A 21,855-nucleotide genomic window follows, 5' to 3' on the forward strand; every position below is an offset into this window, starting at 1 on the left:
CTGCCAATCACTAACCTAGTGTTAACTTGGCACCGCAAGACGATCGCGCATTTTTCCATAGTACGACCATAGCAGTAGACTTGCGGCACTTCGATGAGGTGACCAGTCTTGAGTGGCAAGTTTTAATTGCTTAGGCGTTGGACGTTCCGCTAGTCCTAGCATCTCCATTGCAGCAACGCGAATGGCTAAATCATCAACGGCTAAGATATCCGCGCGTCCTAATGAGAAAAGCAGATACATCTGAGCCGTCCAGCGCCCAATGCCTATTACCTGTGTCAGAGTTTCTATAACCTCGTCATCGCTCATCGCTTCTAGTGCTACAAAGTCTATATCATGCTCAATCAATGAGCGAATGTAGCGAATCTTTTGTCTGGATAATCCTTGCGCCCTCAAATCGTCATCTTCTGCTTGGCTTATAGTTTTGGGAGAAGTTAGATCAGCATCTACTAAACGGCTCCAAATACTACTGGCCGCCGCCACCGATAGCTGTTGACCGACCATCGCTCGCATGAGCTGCTCAAAGCCACCTAAGTTACGTCTTAAACTTGGTATGCCAACTTGTTCGTAGATAGGGGCGAACTTAGGTTCGATAGCGATGAGGGAGGTAATATGTGCTTTTAGCTCTGTTAGGGTTTTAATCGTTTGCACAGTCATAATGTTTTATCCTAAATAGTGTGATAAATGCCCAATCAGTATATGCAAAAAAGGACTGCCTAAGCAGTCCTTTTTACGTTGTGCAAAAGGCTTAGCCTTTACTTATCTTTTTCATCAGTTTTAGTTTTTTTAAGCAGTACTAGAACCGCACCATTACCACCATCTTTTGGTGGCGCTGAACAAAACGCTAATACTTCTGGCAATTGACGCAACCAGCCATTAACGCAAGTTTTTAGGATAGCCTCAGAGCCTTTGCCATGAACAATTTTGACGGATGTTTCATTACTTTGTTTGGCTTGAGAGAGCAGTTGAGTCACAGCAGCGCGCGCCTCTTCAATAGTACAGCCATGAATATCGACCGCATCATACCAGCGCAACTTACCTTGCTTAAGCTGAGTAAATACTTTGTTTTGTAGCGTTGGTTGCTTGTAAGACAAGATGGATTCAGCAGCGACTGGATTGAGTAGCGCTTGCATATCAGATAGACCTACGCTTAACTCAGCGACATCGCCACCTTGAGCGGCTGCACGTTTTGATAGAGTTGTGGCATCAGGTTTAGTCGCTTTTGTAGCATCAGCAGGGGAACGTACGTTTTTATCTTCCAATTGATTGACGCCGTGCATCGCTTGCATAAAGAGCACTTTGTCATCATCGACATGTTCGCTATCCATCTGCTTGACGGTTTTTTTGACTTGCTTTTGGGTGAGTAGTGACACAGGCTCAGTTGGCTTTTCATTTTCACCATCGGGTGAGGTAGTATCACGGCCTTTAGTCAGTTGACCTTTTAACTCTTTGAGCTGATCTTGCATTTCTTTTGAGAATAGAGAATTTGACATAATAATTTATAATTCTGTTTGGTTAGGGTCTGTTGAACATTCATAAATGAGCACTGCTGATAGCTACTAGTTTATCAAAGCTGTGTTCTAGTCTAGGTAAAAATCGCAGGTAATGCAGATGCCTTGGCTAGATTTTTACAACGAATAGAGCAATTTTAGCATCAGCTCGTAGAGACAGGACTCCTTTTTGCCGATTTGTCATTAAAAATGTCCGCTTAGAATGACTAAACTAGATATTTTTAATCTAAAATCGCCTAAAAAATAGTCACTGTCAGTGCCATGATCGAATGTTCAACAGACCCTAGTGAAGGATTTGGTTTATAGCGTTTAAAATTATAAGCTATATTTTCTAGTAAGCCATGTTTTCTAAAGATTACTTTACCTTTGTGCTGCGACACTCGCAAGTAAGGATTGTAACGCCTGACCTGGATGATCGGTTTTCATAAACTGCTCACCAATCAAAAAGTGCTGAAAGCCTTGATTTTTCATTAACGTTACATCACTAGCGTTATCGATACCGCTTTCAGTGACGATCAGGGGTATATCCGATGTTTTGTCTTTTAGACCTGTACTTAGTGCGTTTTTAAGTTTGATAGAATGCTGCAAGTCAACATTAAAAGTATTGAGGTCTCGATTGTTAATGCCATAAATATTGTGATGAGAGTAAGGCAAGCGTAGGGCGCGCTCAAGCTCATCAAAGGTATGAATCTCAATTAAAACATCCATACCCAGCTCGACACTTAGGGCATGCAGCTCATGTACTTGCGCATCATCCAAGCAGGCCATAATCAATAAAACACAATCAGCACCGAGCAAATAAGACTGATAAATCTGATAAGCATCAATCATAAAGTCTTTACGCAATACAGGTAGATTACAGTTATTATGCGCCTGTAATAGATAGCTATCATCACCTTGGAAGTAGTCTCGATCCGTCAAGACTGATAGACAGTTAGCGCTTGCTTGCTCATACTGCTGCGCAAATAAGGCAGGGTCAAAGTTATGATTGATAACACCTTTAGAAGGTGAGGCCTTTTTGATTTCAGCAATGACCCCTAGATTTGCTAAACGTAGGGCAGTGGCAAAGCCGCGACGCGCACGCTTATCAGCAGCCACTTGCGCTTTTAAATCGGATAAAGATAATATAGCCTTTGCAGCAGCCACTTCTTCAATTTTGGTAGCGACTATACGTTGTAATACTGAGGGAATGGTAGAATTTGGATCGGTAGTATTGGTCATAGCAGTCATCCTAAAAGCCTAATGGGTAAAATATAGCGAAATAAATAGTAGTGATTCAACAGACTCTAAGCTTGTGCAGCTAAATGTTGAGTATGAGTCGCTAATGACTCAAGCTTTAAGAGAGCACTACCATTTTGAATAACGGCTTGAGCGCGACTTACGCCGTTGGCATAATTGCTGGCAAGTCCAGCCGTATAGATAGCGGCACCTGCATTAAGCGCAATCATGTCACGGGCTTTTAGCACTGATCGATCATGGGTCTCCTCACCAGATAAAGCGGCACAAATTAGCTGTAAGCTTTGCTGTGGAGAGTCGACATCGAGGCCTATTAGGGTTTGTGACTCGATACCAGCATCTTCAGGGGTTAGCTCATAGACACTTATCTCACCGTCTTTTAATTCTGCGACGGTCGTCGAGGTTGCCAAGCTTATCTCATCCAAACCATCTTTTGATCCGACGACCATCACGTGACGCGCCCCTAGATTCTGCATAACTTTGGCGATAGGCTCACATAGCTGCGGGCTAAACACGCCTATCACTAAATTTGGCACGCCAGCAGGATTGGTTAATGGCCCCAGTATATTGAAGATGGTCCGCGCTTTTAGCTCACGACGCACAGGATTAGCATAGCGCATAGCACTGTGGTGATTAGGCGCAAATAAGAATCCTATCCCTTGATTTTCGATACAATCAAGCGCTTGCTCAGGTGATAAAGCTAAGCTAATACCTGCTTGTTCTAGCAAATCTGAGCTGCCAGACTTAGTAGAGACGCCGCGATTGCCATGCTTAGCGACTTGTGCACCCGCCGCTGCTGCGACTAATGCTGAGGCAGTTGATACATTAAATAGATTAGCACCATCGCCGCCAGTACCAACGATATCGACTAGGTAATTGCCCTTTGGTGCTATATTGGCGGCCAAATCACGCATGGCACTGGCAGCGGCGGTGATCTCATCGATAGACTCGCCTTTCATACGTAAGCCTGTCAAAATCGCGCCCATCATCGCATTACTGCATTTGCCTTGCATAATAATCAGCATAACCTCACGCATCTCATCAAAGGTCAAATCGATCCTTTGTAAAATATGATCTAGCGCTACGGCTAATAGCTTATGAAGTTGTTCATCCGAGCGTTGGGCGATACTTTCTGGAGTAGCTTTAGCGTTTTTGCTAGCGCTTGAGAGGGCAGTAGTACTCATAGAGTCTCACTTATATTCTTATTTTAGTGGCTTGTTTTAGTGACATTGTATTTTGGTGACATTGTATCTTGGCAATATAGTATCTTGTTGAAATAGTATCTTGGCGACATTGTATTTTCGTAGGGCCTAATCTTACGGAGCATGCCGCTGCTTGAGGTGGTATATAATTATTCAAAGGTAATAAACTAGCCAACCTGCGGTAGCTCATCAGTACTCAAAACTGCTAAATGATGGGTTATCAAGAAGTTATTGAGCAGCTGATAGCCTGCTTCGCTTAAGATAGACTCAGGATGAAATTGCACGCCTTCGATGGCAAAAGTTTTATGACGTACGCCCATAATCTCCTCGATACTACCATCCGCATTCTTAGTCCAAGCGGTCATCTCTAAGCAGTCAGGTAAGCTGGTTTTGTCCACAACTAAGGAGTGATAGCGAGTCACTTGTGAGGGATTAGGCAAGTCGGTAAATACCCCTTGTCCATTATGATAAACAGCGGATAGGCGACCATGCATAACGGCACCTGCTTTAATAACTTGTCCGCCAAACGCTTGACCAATCGCTTGATGTCCTAAGCAGATACCCAAAATAGGTATGACCCCTTTAAAGGCTTCAATGATTTCTAAAGAGATACCAGCGCGGTCTGGATCACAAGGGCCAGGACCGATGACAATAACATCAGGGGCGAGAGTTTTGATCTGCTCGATAGTGACCTGATCATTACGCCAAACCGTGATATCCTGCTGCAATTCACCAAAGTACTGGACAATATTATACGTAAAGCTATCGTAATTATCGATCATCAAAATCATTATGGGTAGCACCTATTAATAGAACAGTCACTGCTTGATATATAATCAGCAAGTTAAGAGACAAATAGAGAAAAATCTATCTTTGCTATCTTACCACTAATCTATCATCTAGCAAATGTACGGTATAAGCCATCTACTGCTAGATAATAGTTTTTTGAACGCCGTTTGAAACCATTAAGAGCGATGGTCTAAACTATAAGTATCTATTGAAGTAAGCAAAGCAAAGTTAACGACTACAATCATAACGCCAAAATGATTTTAAATTTTATTCATAGTGTATAGTAGTGCACTATAATAACGCTGTTCTATAAGTATTGCACTAAAGTAGTGCAATAAATCATAATATTACTATGCGCATTTTGGGATTAAATCTATTATGATGATTAGTAATCTAAAGGTAATATATATAACATATTGATACTAAATACAATTGTTCTGGAATTACTACATTGGCATAAGGCTTGCACCTTTTATCATGTAGATTACTTAAATAAATGAGCGTTATAGAAACATGCGCTAGATAAATTTGTATAAAATAGCTTAGCACTATAAGCTTAGCACTGTAAGCTTAGAAGCTATGATGACGGATACATTATTGTCTTGCTCGTTAAGTATTATTAACAGTAATCAGCGTACTATTTATGTATTTAGACCATTACGTATTTAGCGTCAAAACTAGCTTTATCTCATACTAATCATAAGGAAGACTATTTATGTCGAACAAACTTTTAGATCTTATCGAATCAACCAATGCCAAATGGGTCGATTTTCGTTTTACTGATACTCGCGGTAAAGAGCAGCACATGAGCTTTCCGGCATCTACTATTGATGAAGAGTCAATGGAAGATGGCAAAATGTTTGACGGTTCCTCTATCGCTGGCTGGAAGGGTATTGAAGCCTCTGATATGATCTTGCGCCCTGACCCTGAGTCTGCGTTTGTTGACCCATTCTTCGATGCGGTCACTATCGTTGTCACTTGTGACATCATTGAGCCATCAACCCTACAAGGTTATGATCGTGACCCACGTTCTATCGCCCGCCGTGCTGAAGAGTATTTAAAGTCAACAGGCATTGGTGATACTGCCTACTTTGGCCCTGAGCCTGAGTTTTTCATCTTCGATGAAGTAAAATGGTCGATTGAGATGTCAGGGGTTAGCCATGAGATCATCGCAGAAGAAGCGGCATGGTCAACCAATAAAAATTACGAGTGGGGCAATATGGGTCATCGTCCGCGCGTCAAAGGCGGTTATGTTCCTGTACCACCAATCGACAGCTCACACGATATGCGCGCGGTTATGTGTGAGCGTATTGAGGATATTATCGGTGAAGGCTGTGTTGAAGTTCATCATCATGAAGTTGCGCCTTGTCAGGCAGAGATTGGTGTTGCTTTTAATACGCTGGTCAAAAAAGCCGATGAAGTACAACAATTAAAGTATGTCGTTCACAATGTTGCGCATCAGTTTGGCAAAACGGCGACCTTTATGCCCAAGCCTATCGTTGGTGATAACGGCTCAGGCATGCATGTGCATATGTCAATCTCAAAAGATGGCGTCAATACTTTTGCGGGTGATGAGTATGCGGGTCTATCAGAATCAGCCCTTTACTTTATCGGTGGTATTATCAAGCATGCCCGCGCCTTGAATGCGATTACCAATCCATCGACTAACAGCTATAAGCGCCTTGTACCGCATTACGAAGCACCTATCAAGCTTGCTTATTCGGCGTCTAACCGCTCAGCTTCTATCCGTATTCCACACGTTAGTAGCCCAAAAGCGGTACGTGTCGAAGCGCGTTTCCCAGATCCTGCGGCGAATCCTTATTTGACCTTTGCAGCACTATTAATGGCAGGTCTTGACGGTATTCAGAATAAAATCCATCCAGGTGAAGCGGCTGATAAAAACCTATATGACTTACCACCAGAGGAAGAAGCACAGATTCCAACGGTTGCTGAGAGCTTAGAAGTCGCGCTACAAGCTTTACGTGATGATCATGAGTTCTTACTCAAAGGTGATGTGTTTACCAAAGACTCTATAGAAGCCTTTATCGCGCTTAAGGAAGAAGAAGTACAACGCGTTAACGTTACTGTCCATCCAGTAGAGTTTGATCTGTACTATAGCTGCTAATTAGCTTTTAAAAATTCAGAATAAGAAAAACCAGCTGAGAATATCTTAGCTGGTTTTTTTGTGGTTGTAGGTAGATAAGTAACTATAGCTTTTTTAAGCTATAGTTAGATCGTTGTTCTAATTAAAAGTTAAGTCGCGCTTGGATCTAAAAATATATCAAGCTATGTGGGTCAAAAAATGGAAACCCTTAGAATCATAATATTGATCACTGGCAGTCTTGCCATAATTTTTGGCTACCTGCGCTTTATTACAGATGATAAAGGCAATGTTGATTTAAATAATTATCGATTTACAGGAGGACTGGGCGAGGTTATTTTTGGTTTGCTTGATGGGACAAGAGATGTATTTTCACATCGCTTAACGGCAAATGCTATTTCAGCTGTTGTCTTATATTTTGGTGTTTTATTATTCTATATAGGTTTTAGAATGTGAATAAACAATTTTAACAGTTTTAATAGACACTATTATGTCAAATTAGACTCAAGCAGCAATCCATTTGCATAGTCACTACTGCTTTTACAGTAAAAGTATCGCATAATAGGTAAGTATAAATTATCAGAATAAATACTAAGTGGGCTGATTATGACTGTATTATCTAAAGCAAACCTATCAGTAAACGATCAAATCACAAAGGTAATAATAGCTCTAATAATTAGTACTGCTAGTCTTTATGCTTCTACACTTAATGCGGCGCCTATTTACAAAGTTGTCGATAGTCAAACGGGGCAGATCACTTTTACTGACAACCCACAAAGCTACGATCAGCAAGAAAATAAGCAAGTCAGTCAAACGGGAATTACTACGGGTAACAATAGCAATAGTCCAAGTGCTAGCTCTGCTAATAGCGCTAATCAAACTTCTACCAGCCAAGCGAGTAGCCGCCAAAATAACAACGCTAGCTCTACGCTCAGTGCTCAGTCTGTTGCTGACTTGCCTGAGATGACGGCACAAACTAGAGCAGTGAATTATCAGCTGACAATGCTTGAGCCAAGCGAGGAGCGTGCTTATCGTCGTCCCGCACAAAGTATCGCAGTGCAACTGCAAATGAATCCTGCACTGCAAGCAGGCGACACTGTCACGATTTCTCTTGACGATACTGTTGTAGCGCAAGGGCTCAGCGCATCAATAGCAACTGTTGATATCTTGCCGGGCGAGCATAATATTCGAGCAGTGGTCATGAATAAAAAAGGTCAGGTGGTACAACAAGTCTCGCGTAAGGTATATGTGATTCAAAACACTGTCAGATTGCAACAAAATAAAAAAATAGCCGAGCAACTACTGGCTTATGAGCGTTTATCTTGGACACAAAAAATGTTACTTAAGCTACGTAGGGATAAAGGTACTAATGTTCAATTTTTGAATACGCCATAAGTCAATACAACGATGACCCTCGAAATACCTGCTATAAAATGATGTTTGATACATAGCATTTGAATCTATTAAAAAAGGCAATCACTAGAGTTAGCGATTGCCTTTTTATTATCACTTAATAAATACGGTTTACAAAATTTATCCTAACTTATTTAGTCAGCTCAATGGTGCCATTAGCAGTGACTGAGATTGTACTATTGCCCGACTCAAAGTTTTGACTGGGTACTGAAGCATCCGCTGAGGTGGCTCGCATCTCCATAGCACTATACATAGGACGTGGGTAGTTATTGCCTGTATTGAGATTGACAGTCACTACTCGATAGCCACGTGCATCCCAAGCGCGAGTTAAGTTTTTGGCTTGTTGCTGAAAAGCGCGCGAGGCATCAGTCATTAGCTTTTGCTCAAGGGCGTCCTTTTTAACCTCAGATACTCCAAAGTTTAGATTATTCATTACTAATGTTTCTTGCAAGTCTGCTATGAGCTGGCTGGTTGCCACAAAGTCAGTGCTCTTAAGATCGATATTAGCTTGCCCAGTCCAGCCGATGATTTTGTCGTTTTTATCATAACGTGGATAGGTGTTTTGCTGCCCTGTACTGATGGTGACTGTAGGGTAGCGCTTAGCAATAGCTAAAGCTCTATTGATTGAAGTCGTCAGAGTCGTCGCTAAGGTTTTTGCATCGTTAGCTTGCGCCTTTTTATAGAGACTGGCTCTTACTTCATCATTAGCAATCTCTTCTTTCACTTCTGTCTGAAAGCTAAGCTGATCGTAACCTGTCGGCTCGGCGTGAGCGCTACTCATAAGGGCTGTCAGTAATAACGCTGTGCTTGAGGCAATAGCTGTTTTCTTTAACCATTTATTATCTAAAATAGTATTTTTCATAATTATTTCCAAAATAGTGAAATGCTCCAGAATAGTAAGGAGCGAGCATGGTAGAGTATCAAGGTATGTTTAGATTAAGTTTAACTGTTTTATAGACGAGTTATTACAAACGCGTTCTAGCTAAAATAACAGGTCTAACTACAGATGCTATAAGGGTTTTGTTATTTATCTTACCGTTCTATAACCGGTAACTTCTGTGTGTCATTACAACTTATAAATAAGCCATATTCTAAAAGTTATCCTCTATCTAAACACAGGGGTTGTAAAATTAAAAAAAGTGGGTATAATTTGCAACTGGTGGCTCCATTGGTAGCCTCGCAACATTGTTCTATGAACCCCGCCAGGACCGGAAGGTAGCAACGGTATTAGTTACAATGTGTGCCGAGGATGTGCTTTTGGAGTCGCTTTTTTTTGCCTGCTGTTTATTGAAAGCTAATAGTTATTTAAGTACGTACATATTCTTGTGATATATCGAATCCTTATTATTATTAATAAAGGATTTTTTTTGCCTAAAATTTAGCTAGAGAGTTTAGAAGAGCCGTGGTTATGAGTTAAGATAGTTAACACAAAATACCAATAACTCGACTGTTTGAGAAAGTAACTATTGAGACAGTAACCATTTAGAAAGCAACTATGAATGATTGACTTATTTAACCGTTAATATTAATAATAATTTTGATAGCAGCGCTGACTCACTAGTAGCTCATTCACCGTCAATTTATTCATCAAAAGCCAAGTCAAAACCTCAGCAAGCAACGATTTTATCATTATGGCAAGCATTGCATTTGCAGCAGTTATTACCCGTCTTACAACAAGTGTTAGGCGTGGACACAAAAACGGCCTCTTATCAGCAAGTGCTACAGGCATGCATTGAGAGTATTACGGTACAATTAGACCCATCAGGGCAACTATTTCAAGGTCTTAATGCTGCCCAGCAGATGATGCTTATTATATTGGCTTATCGTTTATCGACCTCATTTGATCCGCAAGCATTAAAAAATAAAGGTTATGTTTTAGACTTAAGACGTTATGCGCGCTTGATAAGTATAGATCTAGCAGCGATCAGCGATACTGATTTACAATGGTTATTATTGACGGCAAAGCGTTTAAATAGTTATTAGTCATTATCAACACCTCTCCAGTAGCGCATAGCACTTATGATAAGCAAGATGACAGCCGACTAAAATTGGAAAAAATGGCTTATAATAACCATACCTATAGCGCGTACAAGCATAACGATTATCGACTATGGCTGAGCACCTTGCATACGGCTATGTTACACGATACGATAGTCTCGCAAGATGAATACGACTGTTTGACAGTGTCAGCTGAGCGCTGGATTGGCGTACGGCAGTTGGTTGATTGAGCCTTTATTCAGTATCAACACATTTTAGTATCTTTTGTCAGAATAATTAGGATAAGCCCCTTTTCATGAGTAATACCCAAAATGTTACCGTATTACAACAACGCCATTTGCAGCAGCAAGTACAGCAGCGGCAGATTTTGGCGATGATGGGTATTGGGCTGTGGATACAGCCGAGCTCCGCGACTCTAAATATAGCGGATGTTGCTCATTCGACTGAAACAGCTCATATTGATCAACCCTCTGTTGATAACCCTGTTAGTCAGTCAATGAGCAAGCAAGATGCTGTAAGTTCAGATGCGGTAAATTTGACAGCATCGCCCTTAGTCGCAGCAGATAGCGAATGGGCAAATAATGTAGATACTGTAACGCAGGATTCTGACGCTGTTGCTGCCAGAGCAAGACAAGACATGCCGACAGTGGCAGATGTTGTTGCGCCCTTGATTGAGCAAACGACTGCGCCTACTATCCTTGACGCTTTTGATAACGCTAATGTTGATGTTGATAATGCCACTTTAGACCAAGTAGCAGCTTTTGACTTGCAGGGCGGGCGCTATAATAATTGGGTGCTTATCGTTGATATCCAAGCGCTTAACAGTGATAGCCAAAAGCTGTGGCAAAATATTACTCAAGCTTTATCGTTAGAGTGTGACACGATCTCTTTTCCTATTTGCGCGGGCATGGACACAGCTGAGCTTGCCAATGCTAGCCTTGCAGGTTACCTGTTCAAAATAGGGCGCAGTGAGGAGAGTCAAGTTGCTGCTTTAACTGAGCTGCCTGCTGGTTTGACCCATCCTAATTTGGTCAGCGTCGTGACCTTGGATGCTATGCTTGCAGATAGCACGCTTAAGCGTCAGCTGTGGGAGCAAATTTCTCAGTAAAATAAATAAGTTTATCACTGCACACCGATACCAAACGCACCTTATAATTAAAACTGTTCGACTCTTTTTCTTTTATCTAACTCAAACCTATTTAGGACGATAATTATGACTGATAACAAACCTGTTGCCCATCGTACCCCTAACTTTAGTGCGGGTCCTGCAACGATACCGACTCAAGTGTTGGAGCGGGCGCAAGATGAGCTGCTTGATTGGCAAGGTCGCGGTGTATCGGTGATGGAGGTCAGTCATCGCAGTAAGGAATATCTAGCGATCACCGAAAAGGCGGAAGCCAAACTGCGCTCGCTCATGGCTATCCCCGATAATTATAAAGTACTGTTTTTGCAAGGGGGCGGTAGTTTACAGTTTTCAGCGATTCCATTGAATCTGCTTAAAGACGGACATGCTGATTATCTCACCACAGGTACGTGGTCAGCCAAAGCAATTAAAGAAGCTCGCCGTTACGAAGCATTAGGCTTAGGTGAAGTAGTCGAGGTGGCGACAGGAAAAGCTTCTAGCTTTACTGACGTACCTGCACAAAGTGAGTGGAAGCTGAGTGACAATGCGGCTTATTTTCACTATTGTGCCAATGAAACCATTCATGGCGTACAAATATTTGAGCCACCAAAAGTTGATGTACCCCTTGTCGTTGACATGTCGTCGTGTATCTTATCGCAACCTATTAATGTTTCTGACTATGGGATGATCTATGCGGGTGCGCAGAAGAACATCGGTCCAGCCGGCTTAGTCATTGTCATTATTCGTGAAGATCTGCTTGGGCAGGCAAGTGAATGGTGTCCATTACTCATGAATTATACCCATCAAGTTGAAAAAGAGTCGATGTCGAACACGCCAGCGACTTACTCTTGGTATCTTGCAGGGTTAGTCTTTGACTGGTTAGAAGAGCAAGGCGGTGTTGAAGCTATAGGCAAAATTAATAATCAAAAAGCCGAACTGCTCTATAAGACTATCGATGACAGTGAGTTTTATCATAACCCAGTTGCGACTAAGCATCGCTCGATCATGAACGTACCTTTTACGCTAAAGGATAGTGAGCTTGATAAAGTATTCCTTGAGGAGTCAGAAAAGGCTGGATTATTACATCTAAAAGGTCATCGTGAAGTCGGTGGTATGCGCGCGAGCATCTATAATGCAGTATCACTTGAATGGGTGCAGCAGCTGGTTGACTTTATGAAAGATTTTGAGAAGAAGTATGGTTAGGTAGTAGTAGAGATAGTAGCTTGTTTATGTAGATAAAAGGCGCAATTACTGACAAGGCGTAGTCACTGACATAGTGATTACGTCTTTTTTTATTTTAAGTTGAACACGCTCTAAACCTTCAACAGCTTTATCTGTATTGCTAACTTCGCAAACCATTAGGTTAAAAAAGCGAAGTTTGCTATGATAAATATTTACAATATTAGTCACCTAGTTAAGCGCACAGGTTTTTCACCGCATTCACTATGATAAAAACTACCTTCGTAAAGACCACATTAGTCAGTCTAACCATCAGTTGGATAGCAGCCAGCCATGCTGCGCCTATTACGGTGTCAGCGCTTGGGCACAATAGCACTGCCGAGTATGTCAACGCTCCCTTTATGCCGTATGCCAATCCAGATGCACCCACAGGTGGTACGTTATCTTTAGATACGCGTGGTACTTTTAATGCGGCGAATAAGTGGATGACTACTGGGGTGGCGATGATAGGTACTGATTATCTGTATGATACGCTGATGACCGGCTCGCTAAACGAAGCTTTTACCATGTATCCACAGCTGGCAAGTCAAGTTACCTACGATCCAGACGATACCAGCTGGATTATTTATCACATTAACCCTGACGCAAAATTTTGGGACGGGTCGCCCGTTACCAGTGATGACGTCAAAGCAACTTATGATGCATTGCTGACCAAAGGCCCGATGTTCATACGTAGTTATTTAGGCGATATTAAAGAAGTACAAATCGTTGATAAGCAGCGCGTAAAGTTTGTATTTGCATCAAGCGACAATAAAGAGATTTTATTAACCGTCGGTCAATTTCCTGTATTTGCCAAATCTTCTATCGATAAAGACTTTGAAAAAATCAGCCTAACGCCTCTGATGGGTAGCGGCCCTTATAAGCTGGGACGCGTCGAGGCGGGACGATCAGTGAGTTATGTGCGTGACCCAAATTATTGGGGACAAGATCTAATGGTCAATCGTGGGCGTTATAATTTTGATAGGATCAAGTTTGTTTATTACCAGAGCGATGAGATTGCTTTTGAGGGTTTCAAATCAGGTCAATACCGCTTTCGCCCTGAGAACAAAGCCTCTAACTGGGCAAAAGGCTATAACTTCCCCGCGGTAAAATCTGGCATGGTCAAAAAAGAGTCAATAAGCACTCAAAATCCAGTGCCAATGCAAGGGCTGATTATGAATAATAGACGGCCGTTGTTTCAAGATATTCGCGTACGCAAAGCGCTAAGTCTCGCTTATGATTTTGAGTGGATGAATAAGACGTTATTTCATAATCAATACGAGCGCTTGCAAGGCTTTTTTCATGGCTCAGAATTAGCAGCTACAGGCACGCCGTCTACTGAAGAGATGGAAGTTTTAACACCGCTACTACCTAGTCTTGAGCCTATGCAGCGTCAGGAAGTATTGGCCAAGTGGCAATTGCCTACCAGCGATGGTGGCGGCTTTAATCGACAAGGCTTGCTAAACGCACGTAAGTTGTTGCTTGCGGCAGGGTTTTATTATGAGAATATGAAGCTGTATCAGCCTGATGGGACGCCTGCGCAAATTGAGATACTAATGACAGGCGACTCTCTAAGCCGCGTATTATTACCTTATATTCGTAGTATTCAGCGTTTGGGATTTGATGCTAAGCTGCGCCAAGTGGATGGGCCACAGTTTCAAGAGCGTATGCGTAGCTATGACTATGATATGAGCGTCGATGTGTTCGCGCAAAGCTTGTCGCCTGGCGCTGAGCAGGCTAGCTATTGGGGTAGTGCTGCCGCTGATGAGGTAGGCAATAATAATACGATGGGCATTAAGAATGTAGCGATCGACAAAGTCGTTGAGGCGCTCGCTGATGCTGAGAGTCGTGATGAGATTGTACTCTATACTCATGTGCTCGATCGTCTGCTGCGCGCAGGTCATTATCTAGTCCCTTTATATGGTAAATCAGGCACTAATGTCGCGTATTGGGATCAGTATCGTCATGCTACTTTGCCGACTAATGCTGTCGGTATTGATTATTGGTGGGTAGATGCTGAGGCCGAGGCGCGTGTCGATAAGTATTTAAACCGCTAAACTAAATCCTTTAGAGTACAATAGAAACCGTTGCTAAAAACATTGTTAAAAAATAAGGATCTACTATGGATATGCATATTCATCCAATCAAAGCATTTAATGACAATTATATTTGGACATTAATTAATAAAAATAATAAACAAGCTATCGTCATAGATCCAGGTCAATCGGCCCCAGTTGCCGAGTATATGCAAGAGCATGGGCTTGAGCTAATCTCAATCTGGACCACGCACCATCATTTTGACCATACGGGCGGGGTGATGGAGCTGCAAGAGTATTTTCCGATGTCGCATATCGTCGCCCATAGCGAACATGGCGTTGAAGAAGATCAAACGATTAAAGATGGCAGCACGGTCAGCGCTTGGGGCTGTTCAACACAAGTTTGGGATATCCCAGGCCATACGGGCAGTCATATTGCCTATGTGTTAGATAATGAGGGTCGCAAGCACTGTTTTTGTGGTGATACCTTATTTAGCGGCGGCTGTGGTCGAGTATTCACAGGCACTATCGAGCAGCTTTTTGGAAGCTTTAAGCGCATTAATGAGTTGCCTGCTGATACTTTGTTGTATCCTGCCCATGAGTACACGGCTAATAACTTACGTTTTGCCCTAACTATTGAGCCTGATAATGTGGCTATACAACAAGCGCTGGCACAAGCCGAAGAGCAAACGGCACAAGGTGTGTGTACGCTGCCTGTTACCTTAGAGCATGAACGCGCGGTCAATGTATTTTTACGAGTAAAGGAGCCTAGTGTCATTGCAGGAGTTCAGGCCAAGATGGCGCTTAAAGATGAAGAGCCATTGACTGTGTTTGCTGCATTACGCGAGCTTAAAGATAACTTTTAAAAGTGCTGTTTAGCTTTATTTTACATTGCTTTGTTATAAGTATTTTTATCTAAATTTTATTTGCCAGTTAGGAAGCCGTCGCTATGGGTCGTTATATCTTAAAGAGGCTGCTGCTGATATTACCGACGCTGTTCTTAATATTATTGGCAAACTTTGTCATTGTACAAGCAGCCCCTGGTGGCCCCGTAGAACAACAATTAGCACTCATTGAACAAGGCGCTAAAGATAATGCGCTCAACGGTAATGTTGGTGCTGGTAGCGCAGGTGGTAGCGATAGCACTTATCAAGGTACCCGCGGTTTATCAGCCGATATGATCGCCGCTATCAATGCGCAATATGGCTTTGATAAATCAGCTCCTGAGCGCTTTTGGATCATGCTAAAAGACTATGCGCGGCTAGATTTTGGTACGTCGTTCTTTAAGGGTCAGTCAGTGACCGACTTAATCATTGAAAAACTACCAGTCTCTATCTCCCTTGGTCTGTGGAGCACGCTGCTCATCTATATGATCGCTATTCCGCTTGGTGTCTATAAAGCGATGCATCATGGCTCAGGTATCGATAAAGCGACCGCTATGCTGTTAGCGATAGGTCATGCGATACCTGTATTTGTATTTGCAGTGATATTGTTAGTATTCTTCGCAGGCGGCAGCTATTGGAATATCTTTCCATTACAAGGTTTGACCTCAGAGAATTTTGATCAGCTATCCTTGCTTGGCAAAATAAAAGACTACTTTTGGCATCTAGCTTTGCCGCTGCTAGCGAGCACCGTTGGCGGTTTTGCAGGCTTGACTTATTTGACCAAGTTTAGCTTTTTAGAAGAGCTTGGCAAGCAGTATGTACTGACCGCACGTGCCAAAGGCTTGGGCGAGCGCCAAGTGCTCTATGGGCATGTGTTTCGTAATGCGATGCTGATTATTATTGCTGGTATTCCAGCGGCTATCGTTGGGATATTTTTTGCGGGTAATTTCTTGATTGAGATTATTTTCAAGTTAGATGGACTTGGACTGTTAGGTTTCGAGGCTATTCAACAGCGTGATTATCCTGTGATCTTTGGCACGCTATTTATCTTTACTTTACTGGGTCTGCTGCTGCAGCTGATCAGTGATCTAAGCTATCACTTGATCGATCCGCGCATTGATTTTGAGGGTCGCTAATGTCAACTTCTCATATAGCACCTGATCCTCATGCTACTACTGATGCCAAGCTTGCTAGTACTAGTTTACGGGACTCTAGCTCTTCCAAACCCTCTCAACATCCTGAATCTGAGCCACCCTTTGACTCCAATCTGACCGTATCTGCTCATAAAAAATCACGGTTAAATCCTATTTGGCAAGCGCGGCTAAAGCGCTTTAAAAGCAACCGCTTAGGGCTGATATCATTAATTGTGTTTGCCATAATTTTTGTCATCTGTATGGCGGTTGATGTCATTGCCAACGATAAGCCCTTGATGGTGCAATACGATGGCGGCTATTACTTCCCTGTTGCCAAAGCCTATCCTGAGACTACCTTTGGCGGTATCTTTGAGACTGAAGCCAATTATAAAGATCCTGCGGTTCAAGAATTAATAAATGCCCAAGGCTATTATGTGATGCCACTAATACCGTTTGCCGATCAAACGCCAAACGTCGAGCTGGCGATTCCTTATCCTGCCGCGCCCAATAGTCAAAACTGGCTGGGTACGGATGACCAAGGCCGCGATGTGCTGGCACGTATTCTCTACGGTTTGCGCGTGTCGCTACTGTTTGGCTTAGCGCTGACTTTAGCAGGCGCGCTGATCGGTATTATTGTTGGTGCTATTCAGGGCTATTATGGCGGCTGGGTCGATCTAGCGGGTCAGCGCTTTATGGAAGTCTGGGGCGGGATGCCGCAGCTGTTTATGATTATTATTCTTGTCAGTCTGTTCAGCCCTAGCATCTATGTACTGTTTGCCTTGATGCTACTATTTGGCTGGATGGGGCTGGTAGGTTTAGTGCGAGCAGAATTTTTACGGGCGCGTAATTTTGATTATGTGCGCGCGGCGCGTAATTTAGGGGTTAGCGATAGTCAAATCATGCTCAAGCATATTTTACCTAATGCGCTAGCATCGAGTCTGTCACAACTGCCCTTTATTTTGACCGCTAATATTATTGCTTTAACTGCACTGGACTTTTTAGGTTATGGTCTACCGCCAGGCTCGCCTTCGTTAGGAGAGCTGATGGTACAAGGTAAAAACAACTTAGATGCGCCGTGGCTTGCCTTATCAGGATTCTTTAGTCTCACCTTTATTTTATCGCTGCTTATATTCATTGGCGAAGCGCTACGTGATGCGTTTGATCCGAGGCGCTCTTAATATGATTATTAATAAAAAAATACCTATAGTGCCAATTCCTGAGCCAATATTGACAGTAAATGAGCTAACTATCACTACCAAAGCAGGACTAGTGCTAGTTGATAAGCTCTCTTATCAGCTCTGCCAAGGTCAGACACTTGCTATCGTCGGTGAGTCAGGTTCTGGTAAGTCTATTGCCAGCTTAGCGCTATTAGAGCTACTGCCTGAGAGCTTGACAGTCAGCGGCAAGGTACAAATAGCGGACAGCATTAATAATAGCAATATGCTTGAGCTACCTATTGTCAATGCCCGTAATCGTAATAAATCGCTACAAGCTATTCGTGGTCAGCGTATTGGTATGATATTTCAAGAGCCGATGACCGCGCTCAATCCGCTACATACTGTTGCCAAGCAAATCGCTGAATCGCTGCGATTAAGCGGCGTTGCCAAAAAGCAATGGCGCACGCAAACCATCACTCTGTTAAATGATGTCAATATTATCGATCCTGAAGATAAGCTAGATCGCTATCCGCATGAGCTATCTGGTGGTCAGCGTCAGCGGGTAATGATCGCCATGGCGCTAGCTCAGCAGCCGGATATCTTAATAGCGGATGAGCCAACCACGGCGCTGGACGTGACCTTGCAGCATGAGATATTAGCACTGCTCAATGATCTCAAGTCGGATCATAATATGGCGATGATTCTGATCAGCCATGATCTAAATCTCGTTAAGCGCTATAGCGATGACCTTATCGTTATGCGCCAAGGTCATACTATCGAGCAAGGTGCGACCGCTACGATTTTTGCCAGTCCCAAGGCTGAGTATACTCGTACCCTCATGCAGCAAGACTTTGGACAAGCGCTTGCTATCGAGCAGCTCAAAGCGTCAGATAAAGCAGCTGTATTACAAGTTGATGATCTACAAGTGCAATTCCCGATTGAAAAAAATATATTTGGCGCAACTAAGCGCTGGTTTGATGCGGTAAAAGATGTCGATATGACGCTAGCAGCAGGCCAAGCTTTAGGGATAGTCGGCGAGTCGGGATCAGGTAAAACCACTATCGCTTTAGCACTCAGTCAATTGCTTAGCAATCAGGCAACAGTTAAGGGTCAAATAGCGATTGATGGTCAAGATATCGCTATGCTATCAAAACGTCAGCTGCGCAAATTCCGTGCGCAGATGCAGATGGTCTTTCAAGATCCGTTTGCTAGTATTAATCCGCGTATGACCGTGATGCAAATTGTCGAGGAGGGGTTGCTAGTACAAGGCATCGAAAAAGCAGCGCGCGAAGATGCCGTTATGCAGAGCTTAACCACGGTGCACCTACCGACTGACTTTGTCCATCGTTATCCGCATGAGCTATCAGGTGGTCAGCGTCAGCGCGTGGCGCTCGCAAGAGCATTGGTGATGCAGCCACGCTTGATTATTCTTGATGAACCCACCTCAGCTCTCGATAGTACGACTCAAGTTACCGTTGTTAATTTGCTACGTGAAATACAGCAAAAATTTAATATCAGCTACGTGTTTATCAGCCACGATCTAAAAGTAGTTCGCGCGCTCTGTCAGCATATTATGGTGCTAAAAGAAGGCGTATGTGTGGAGTCAGGCGCAACAGAAGCTATCTTTGATAATCCCCAGCATCCTTATGCGCAACGATTATTACAGGCAAGTATGCAGCTATAAAATAGCCTAAGTAAGGTTTATAACTTGATTCAGATACCAAGTTATGATGCCAATATCCAAACTATATTTTACTATGAGCGTTTAATTTTACTTCAAGGTAATTAGTCATTAGTAATGTATTCTTAAGGTAACTGTCAGCTATAAATTGACTGTTATTAGGTAAATAAACTACATAATAAAAATATTTCGGTGATACCTAAAAGATATAATAGGACTATAAATTACTAGAAAATCATTAGGAGCTTCTTATGAACTTCAAAATACAAGCCAAAGTCATTGGTATGGCGATAGTAGCCAGCAGTGCACTATACGCAGGTTGTACTGCTACTGACAATAGCACTACCGTTAAGAACCCAACCGCTGTCAACCCTTATGCACCAACGGATCCAAACTTAGCCGTAGCGACGGTAGCTGGTGGTTGTTTTTGGTGCGTGGAAGCTGGATATGAGAAGATACCTGGGGTGATTGAAGTAGTCTCAGGCTATGCTGGTGGTGATACGCCAAACCCAACTTACAATACTGTATCAGCAGGGGGCACAGGCTATACTGAAGCTGCGCAAATCTATTATGACCCTACTCAAATTACTTATAATGGCATAGTGCAAGCATTATGGCGGATTGCTGATCCCACTGATGCTGATGGTCAGTATGTCGATCGTGGTACTCAATATCGCCCTGCTATTTTTTATCATAACGAACAAGAAAAACAAATTGCAGAAACCGCTAAACAGGACCTACAGGCCTCAGGCGTCTATGAGAAGCCAGTAGTGATTGAGATCGTCCCTGCTACGATGTTCTATCCAGCCGAAGAGTACCATCAGGACTATTATAAAAAGAACCCACTACGCTATAAAGCCTATACCTTTAACTCTGGTCGCTATCAGTTTATTGAGAGCGTCTATGGCAAAGACTACGAGCTGGACTTTAACCAGTTCAAACCTACTGCTGCCGATATTGCTGCGCAGTCAAAGGCAAGTGAGAATACAACAAGTAGCGCTATATCGAGCAAAGGCTTTAATCCAGCTACCTTTGTTAAACCTTCACAAGATGAGTTAAAAAAATCATTGAGTAGTATTCAATATAAAGTATCGCAAAAGGATGGTACCGAACGCGCTTTTGATAATGAATATTGGGATAATAAACAGCCAGGACTTTATGTCGATATCGTATCGGGCGAGCCGTTATATTCCTCGCGTGATCAATTTAAGTCTGGCACAGGCTGGCCAAGCTTTACTCGTCCGCTAAACGCTGAGATGGTGGTTGAAAAAGCCGATCCAGGTATCTTTGGTACTCGTACTGAAATACGCAGTCGTTATGCAGACTCGCATATTGGCCATGTGTTCGATGATGGTCCAGCACCGACTGGCAAGCGTTATTGCATGAACTCGGCGGCGATGCGCTTTATACCACTAGCTCAGATGGAAGCGGCGGGCTATGGTAATTGGATCGATGAGGTAAAAACCGCTAGCTAAGTTTGATCACTGTTTTTATATTTAAACAAATCGCTCACTGATGGTTAAGCATCGCTATAGTGAGCGATTCTTATTGAGTGATTCTTATTGAGTGGTTTTCTGTTCAGGTTTGAATATTTTTATAACAAAAAATGCTGACTTTATTGAGTCAGCATTTTTGTTTTAATGGACGTACAATATTCAAAACGCAGGCTGTCGTCTAGGTAGTGCGTTTAAAAACTCATTACGCGCTTGATTATCGTGCATATACTCACCAAGCATCGCAGTACTACGAGTAGTCGAATGCTGCTTGCTCACCCCGCGCATCATCATACACATATGGGCAGCATCCATCACCACGGCAACCCCGCGACAGCCTGTTACATCCATAATGGTTTGCGCCACTTGCTCGCTAAGATTCTCTTGGATTTGCAAGCGACGAGCGAACATATCGACAATACGAGCAAACTTAGACAGACCTAATACGTGTCCATTAGGCAAATAACCGATATGAGCGATACCATGAAAAGGCAGCATATGGTGCTCACAAAGGGAGTAGAACTCGATATTTTGTACTAATACCAGCTCACGATTGGTCGAGGGAAATACGGCATCATTGACGACTTCCTCTAGGTTCTGATGATAGCCTTGAGTTAAATGCGCAAACGCTTTTGCTGCGCGCTGAGGCGTGTCCTCTAGACCTGGACGCTCTAAGTCCTCGCCCGTTGAGCTGATTAGCTGACGATAGGACTCAATACTTTGCTGATAATCAGAGATTACGGTTGGAGTGTTACTCATAAGGGGGCAGCCATCCAAAATGTGGGTATAGCATAACGCTAAATCTTAGGGTTTCAATCATAGTGAACCAAGCACGATGAACCAAGATTTTATAAAGTGTTTGCAAGCTGAAAAGGACTGTGAT

At 42.9% G+C, this 21,855-nt stretch carries 20 protein-coding genes and 1 other RNA gene; 14 read left to right on the forward strand and 7 right to left on the reverse strand.

Annotated elements, in window-relative coordinates:
• Window positions 1-21: 21 nt before the first annotated feature.
• The 5 genes from ACR63T_RS05960 to ACR63T_RS05980 all read right to left on the reverse strand — a co-directional run bounded on the left by ACR63T_RS05960 (window position 22) and on the right by ACR63T_RS05980 (window position 4,737).
• On the reverse strand, window positions 22-654 hold the full coding sequence (locus tag ACR63T_RS05960) for a DNA-3-methyladenine glycosylase family protein (RefSeq protein ID WP_472785080.1): 633 nt from the start codon (window positions 652-654) through the stop codon (window positions 22-24).
• Window positions 655-752: 98 nt separating this feature from the next.
• Window positions 753-1,490, reverse strand: coding sequence for a Smr/MutS family protein (locus tag ACR63T_RS05965; RefSeq protein WP_472785081.1), 738 nt, complete (start codon window positions 1,488-1,490; stop codon window positions 753-755).
• A 378-nt stretch (window positions 1,491-1,868) separates the two neighbouring features.
• A complete protein-coding gene (gene trpC / locus ACR63T_RS05970; protein ID WP_472785082.1) occupies window positions 1,869-2,729 on the reverse strand; it encodes an indole-3-glycerol phosphate synthase TrpC in 861 nt (286 codons plus the stop codon).
• A 65-nt stretch (window positions 2,730-2,794) separates the two neighbouring features.
• Complete coding sequence (gene trpD / locus ACR63T_RS05975) at window positions 2,795-3,928, reverse strand: anthranilate phosphoribosyltransferase (protein ID WP_472785083.1); 1,134 nt, start codon at window positions 3,926-3,928, stop codon at window positions 2,795-2,797.
• 185 nt (window positions 3,929-4,113) lie between these two features.
• Entirely contained in the window at window positions 4,114-4,737 is a 624-nt protein-coding gene (locus ACR63T_RS05980) for an anthranilate synthase component II (RefSeq protein ID WP_472785084.1), read from the reverse strand.
• 713 nt (window positions 4,738-5,450) lie between these two features.
• On the opposite strand from ACR63T_RS05980, the gene glnA reads away from it, so the two are divergent.
• From glnA to ACR63T_RS05995, 3 genes are all read left to right on the forward strand, one after another.
• The gene (gene glnA / locus ACR63T_RS05985) at window positions 5,451-6,860 is read left to right on the forward strand and encodes a type I glutamate--ammonia ligase (RefSeq protein WP_472785085.1); all 1,410 of its coding nucleotides are present in this window, start codon (window positions 5,451-5,453) and stop codon (window positions 6,858-6,860) included.
• A 177-nt stretch (window positions 6,861-7,037) separates the two neighbouring features.
• A complete protein-coding gene (locus tag ACR63T_RS05990; protein WP_201573171.1) occupies window positions 7,038-7,292 on the forward strand; it encodes a hypothetical protein in 255 nt (84 codons plus the stop codon).
• A 150-nt stretch (window positions 7,293-7,442) separates the two neighbouring features.
• Window positions 7,443-8,231 carry a DUF4124 domain-containing protein gene (locus ACR63T_RS05995; RefSeq protein WP_472785086.1) on the forward strand — a complete coding sequence of 263 codons (789 nt, stop codon included), beginning with the start codon at window positions 7,443-7,445 and terminating at the stop codon, window positions 8,229-8,231.
• A gap of 148 nt (window positions 8,232-8,379) precedes the next feature.
• On the opposite strand, the gene ACR63T_RS06000 is transcribed toward ACR63T_RS05995, so the two are convergent.
• Complete coding sequence (locus ACR63T_RS06000; RefSeq protein ID WP_201573177.1) at window positions 8,380-9,111, reverse strand: SIMPL domain-containing protein; 732 nt, start codon at window positions 9,109-9,111, stop codon at window positions 8,380-8,382.
• 304 nt (window positions 9,112-9,415) lie between these two features.
• On the opposite strand from ACR63T_RS06000, the gene ffs reads away from it, so the two are divergent.
• From ffs to msrB, 11 genes are all read left to right on the forward strand, one after another.
• Window positions 9,416-9,512: signal recognition particle sRNA small type (ffs, locus tag ACR63T_RS06005), an RNA gene on the forward strand.
• A gap of 240 nt (window positions 9,513-9,752) precedes the next feature.
• Window positions 9,753-10,232, forward strand: a complete 480-nt coding sequence (locus tag ACR63T_RS06010) for a hypothetical protein (RefSeq protein ID WP_472785087.1) — start codon at window positions 9,753-9,755, stop codon at window positions 10,230-10,232.
• Between the two features lie 74 nt (window positions 10,233-10,306).
• Window positions 10,307-10,477 (forward strand): hypothetical protein, encoded by a 171-nt coding sequence (locus tag ACR63T_RS06015; protein ID WP_472785088.1) that lies wholly within the window; start codon window positions 10,307-10,309, stop codon window positions 10,475-10,477.
• Between the two features lie 65 nt (window positions 10,478-10,542).
• Entirely contained in the window at window positions 10,543-11,355 is an 813-nt protein-coding gene (locus ACR63T_RS06020; protein WP_472785089.1) for a hypothetical protein, read from the forward strand.
• A 105-nt stretch (window positions 11,356-11,460) separates the two neighbouring features.
• On the forward strand, window positions 11,461-12,573 hold the full coding sequence (serC, locus tag ACR63T_RS06025) for a 3-phosphoserine/phosphohydroxythreonine transaminase (RefSeq protein WP_201573184.1): 1,113 nt from the start codon (window positions 11,461-11,463) through the stop codon (window positions 12,571-12,573).
• A gap of 242 nt (window positions 12,574-12,815) precedes the next feature.
• Entirely contained in the window at window positions 12,816-14,645 is a 1,830-nt protein-coding gene (locus ACR63T_RS06030) for an extracellular solute-binding protein (RefSeq protein WP_472785090.1), read from the forward strand.
• A 65-nt stretch (window positions 14,646-14,710) separates the two neighbouring features.
• A complete protein-coding gene (gene gloB, locus ACR63T_RS06035) occupies window positions 14,711-15,490 on the forward strand; it encodes a hydroxyacylglutathione hydrolase (RefSeq protein WP_472785091.1) in 780 nt (259 codons plus the stop codon).
• An 83-nt stretch (window positions 15,491-15,573) separates the two neighbouring features.
• Window positions 15,574-16,644 carry a microcin C ABC transporter permease YejB gene (yejB, locus tag ACR63T_RS06040; RefSeq protein WP_201573190.1) on the forward strand — a complete coding sequence of 357 codons (1,071 nt, stop codon included), beginning with the start codon at window positions 15,574-15,576 and terminating at the stop codon, window positions 16,642-16,644.
• Window positions 16,644-17,819 carry an ABC transporter permease gene (locus tag ACR63T_RS06045; protein ID WP_472785092.1) on the forward strand — a complete coding sequence of 392 codons (1,176 nt, stop codon included), beginning with the start codon at window positions 16,644-16,646 and terminating at the stop codon, window positions 17,817-17,819. Before yejB ends, ACR63T_RS06045 begins: the two co-directional genes overlap by 1 nt.
• A gap of 1 nt (window position 17,820) precedes the next feature.
• Window positions 17,821-19,482 carry an ABC transporter ATP-binding protein gene (locus ACR63T_RS06050; RefSeq protein ID WP_472785093.1) on the forward strand — a complete coding sequence of 554 codons (1,662 nt, stop codon included), beginning with the start codon at window positions 17,821-17,823 and terminating at the stop codon, window positions 19,480-19,482.
• Window positions 19,483-19,730: 248 nt separating this feature from the next.
• Complete coding sequence (msrB, locus tag ACR63T_RS06055) at window positions 19,731-20,954, forward strand: peptide-methionine (R)-S-oxide reductase MsrB (RefSeq protein WP_472785094.1); 1,224 nt, start codon at window positions 19,731-19,733, stop codon at window positions 20,952-20,954.
• Window positions 20,955-21,134: 180 nt separating this feature from the next.
• On the opposite strand, the gene folE is transcribed toward msrB, so the two are convergent.
• The gene (gene folE / locus ACR63T_RS06060) at window positions 21,135-21,731 is read right to left on the reverse strand and encodes a GTP cyclohydrolase I FolE (RefSeq protein ID WP_201573196.1); all 597 of its coding nucleotides are present in this window, start codon (window positions 21,729-21,731) and stop codon (window positions 21,135-21,137) included.
• Window positions 21,732-21,855: the final 124 nt, after the last annotated feature.

It is taken from the genome of Psychrobacter sp. M17(2026) (genome assembly GCF_055699815.1).

Coding starts and splice junctions, on each gene's coding strand:
- ACR63T_RS06015 (WP_472785088.1), top strand. CDS start 10,307: ATGGCTTATAATAACCATACCTATAGCGCGTACAAGCATAACGATTAT.
- glnA (WP_472785085.1), top strand. CDS start 5,451: ATGTCGAACAAACTTTTAGATCTTATCGAATCAACCAATGCCAAATGG.
- ACR63T_RS05960 (WP_472785080.1), bottom strand. CDS start 654: ATGACTGTGCAAACGATTAAAACCCTAACAGAGCTAAAAGCACATATT.
- ACR63T_RS06050 (WP_472785093.1), top strand. CDS start 17,821: ATGATTATTAATAAAAAAATACCTATAGTGCCAATTCCTGAGCCAATA.
- yejB (WP_201573190.1), top strand. CDS start 15,574: ATGGGTCGTTATATCTTAAAGAGGCTGCTGCTGATATTACCGACGCTG.
- gloB (WP_472785091.1), top strand. CDS start 14,711: ATGGATATGCATATTCATCCAATCAAAGCATTTAATGACAATTATATT.
- msrB (WP_472785094.1), top strand. CDS start 19,731: ATGAACTTCAAAATACAAGCCAAAGTCATTGGTATGGCGATAGTAGCC.
- ACR63T_RS05995 (WP_472785086.1), top strand. CDS start 7,443: ATGACTGTATTATCTAAAGCAAACCTATCAGTAAACGATCAAATCACA.
- trpD (WP_472785083.1), bottom strand. CDS start 3,928: ATGAGTACTACTGCCCTCTCAAGCGCTAGCAAAAACGCTAAAGCTACT.
- serC (WP_201573184.1), top strand. CDS start 11,461: ATGACTGATAACAAACCTGTTGCCCATCGTACCCCTAACTTTAGTGCG.
- ACR63T_RS06020 (WP_472785089.1), top strand. CDS start 10,543: ATGAGTAATACCCAAAATGTTACCGTATTACAACAACGCCATTTGCAG.
- ACR63T_RS05980 (WP_472785084.1), bottom strand. CDS start 4,737: ATGATTTTGATGATCGATAATTACGATAGCTTTACGTATAATATTGTC.
- folE (WP_201573196.1), bottom strand. CDS start 21,731: ATGAGTAACACTCCAACCGTAATCTCTGATTATCAGCAAAGTATTGAG.
- trpC (WP_472785082.1), bottom strand. CDS start 2,729: ATGACCAATACTACCGATCCAAATTCTACCATTCCCTCAGTATTACAA.
- ACR63T_RS06000 (WP_201573177.1), bottom strand. CDS start 9,111: ATGAAAAATACTATTTTAGATAATAAATGGTTAAAGAAAACAGCTATT.
- ACR63T_RS05990 (WP_201573171.1), top strand. CDS start 7,038: ATGGAAACCCTTAGAATCATAATATTGATCACTGGCAGTCTTGCCATA.
- ACR63T_RS06030 (WP_472785090.1), top strand. CDS start 12,816: ATGATAAAAACTACCTTCGTAAAGACCACATTAGTCAGTCTAACCATC.
- ACR63T_RS05965 (WP_472785081.1), bottom strand. CDS start 1,490: ATGTCAAATTCTCTATTCTCAAAAGAAATGCAAGATCAGCTCAAAGAG.
- ACR63T_RS06045 (WP_472785092.1), top strand. CDS start 16,644: ATGTCAACTTCTCATATAGCACCTGATCCTCATGCTACTACTGATGCC.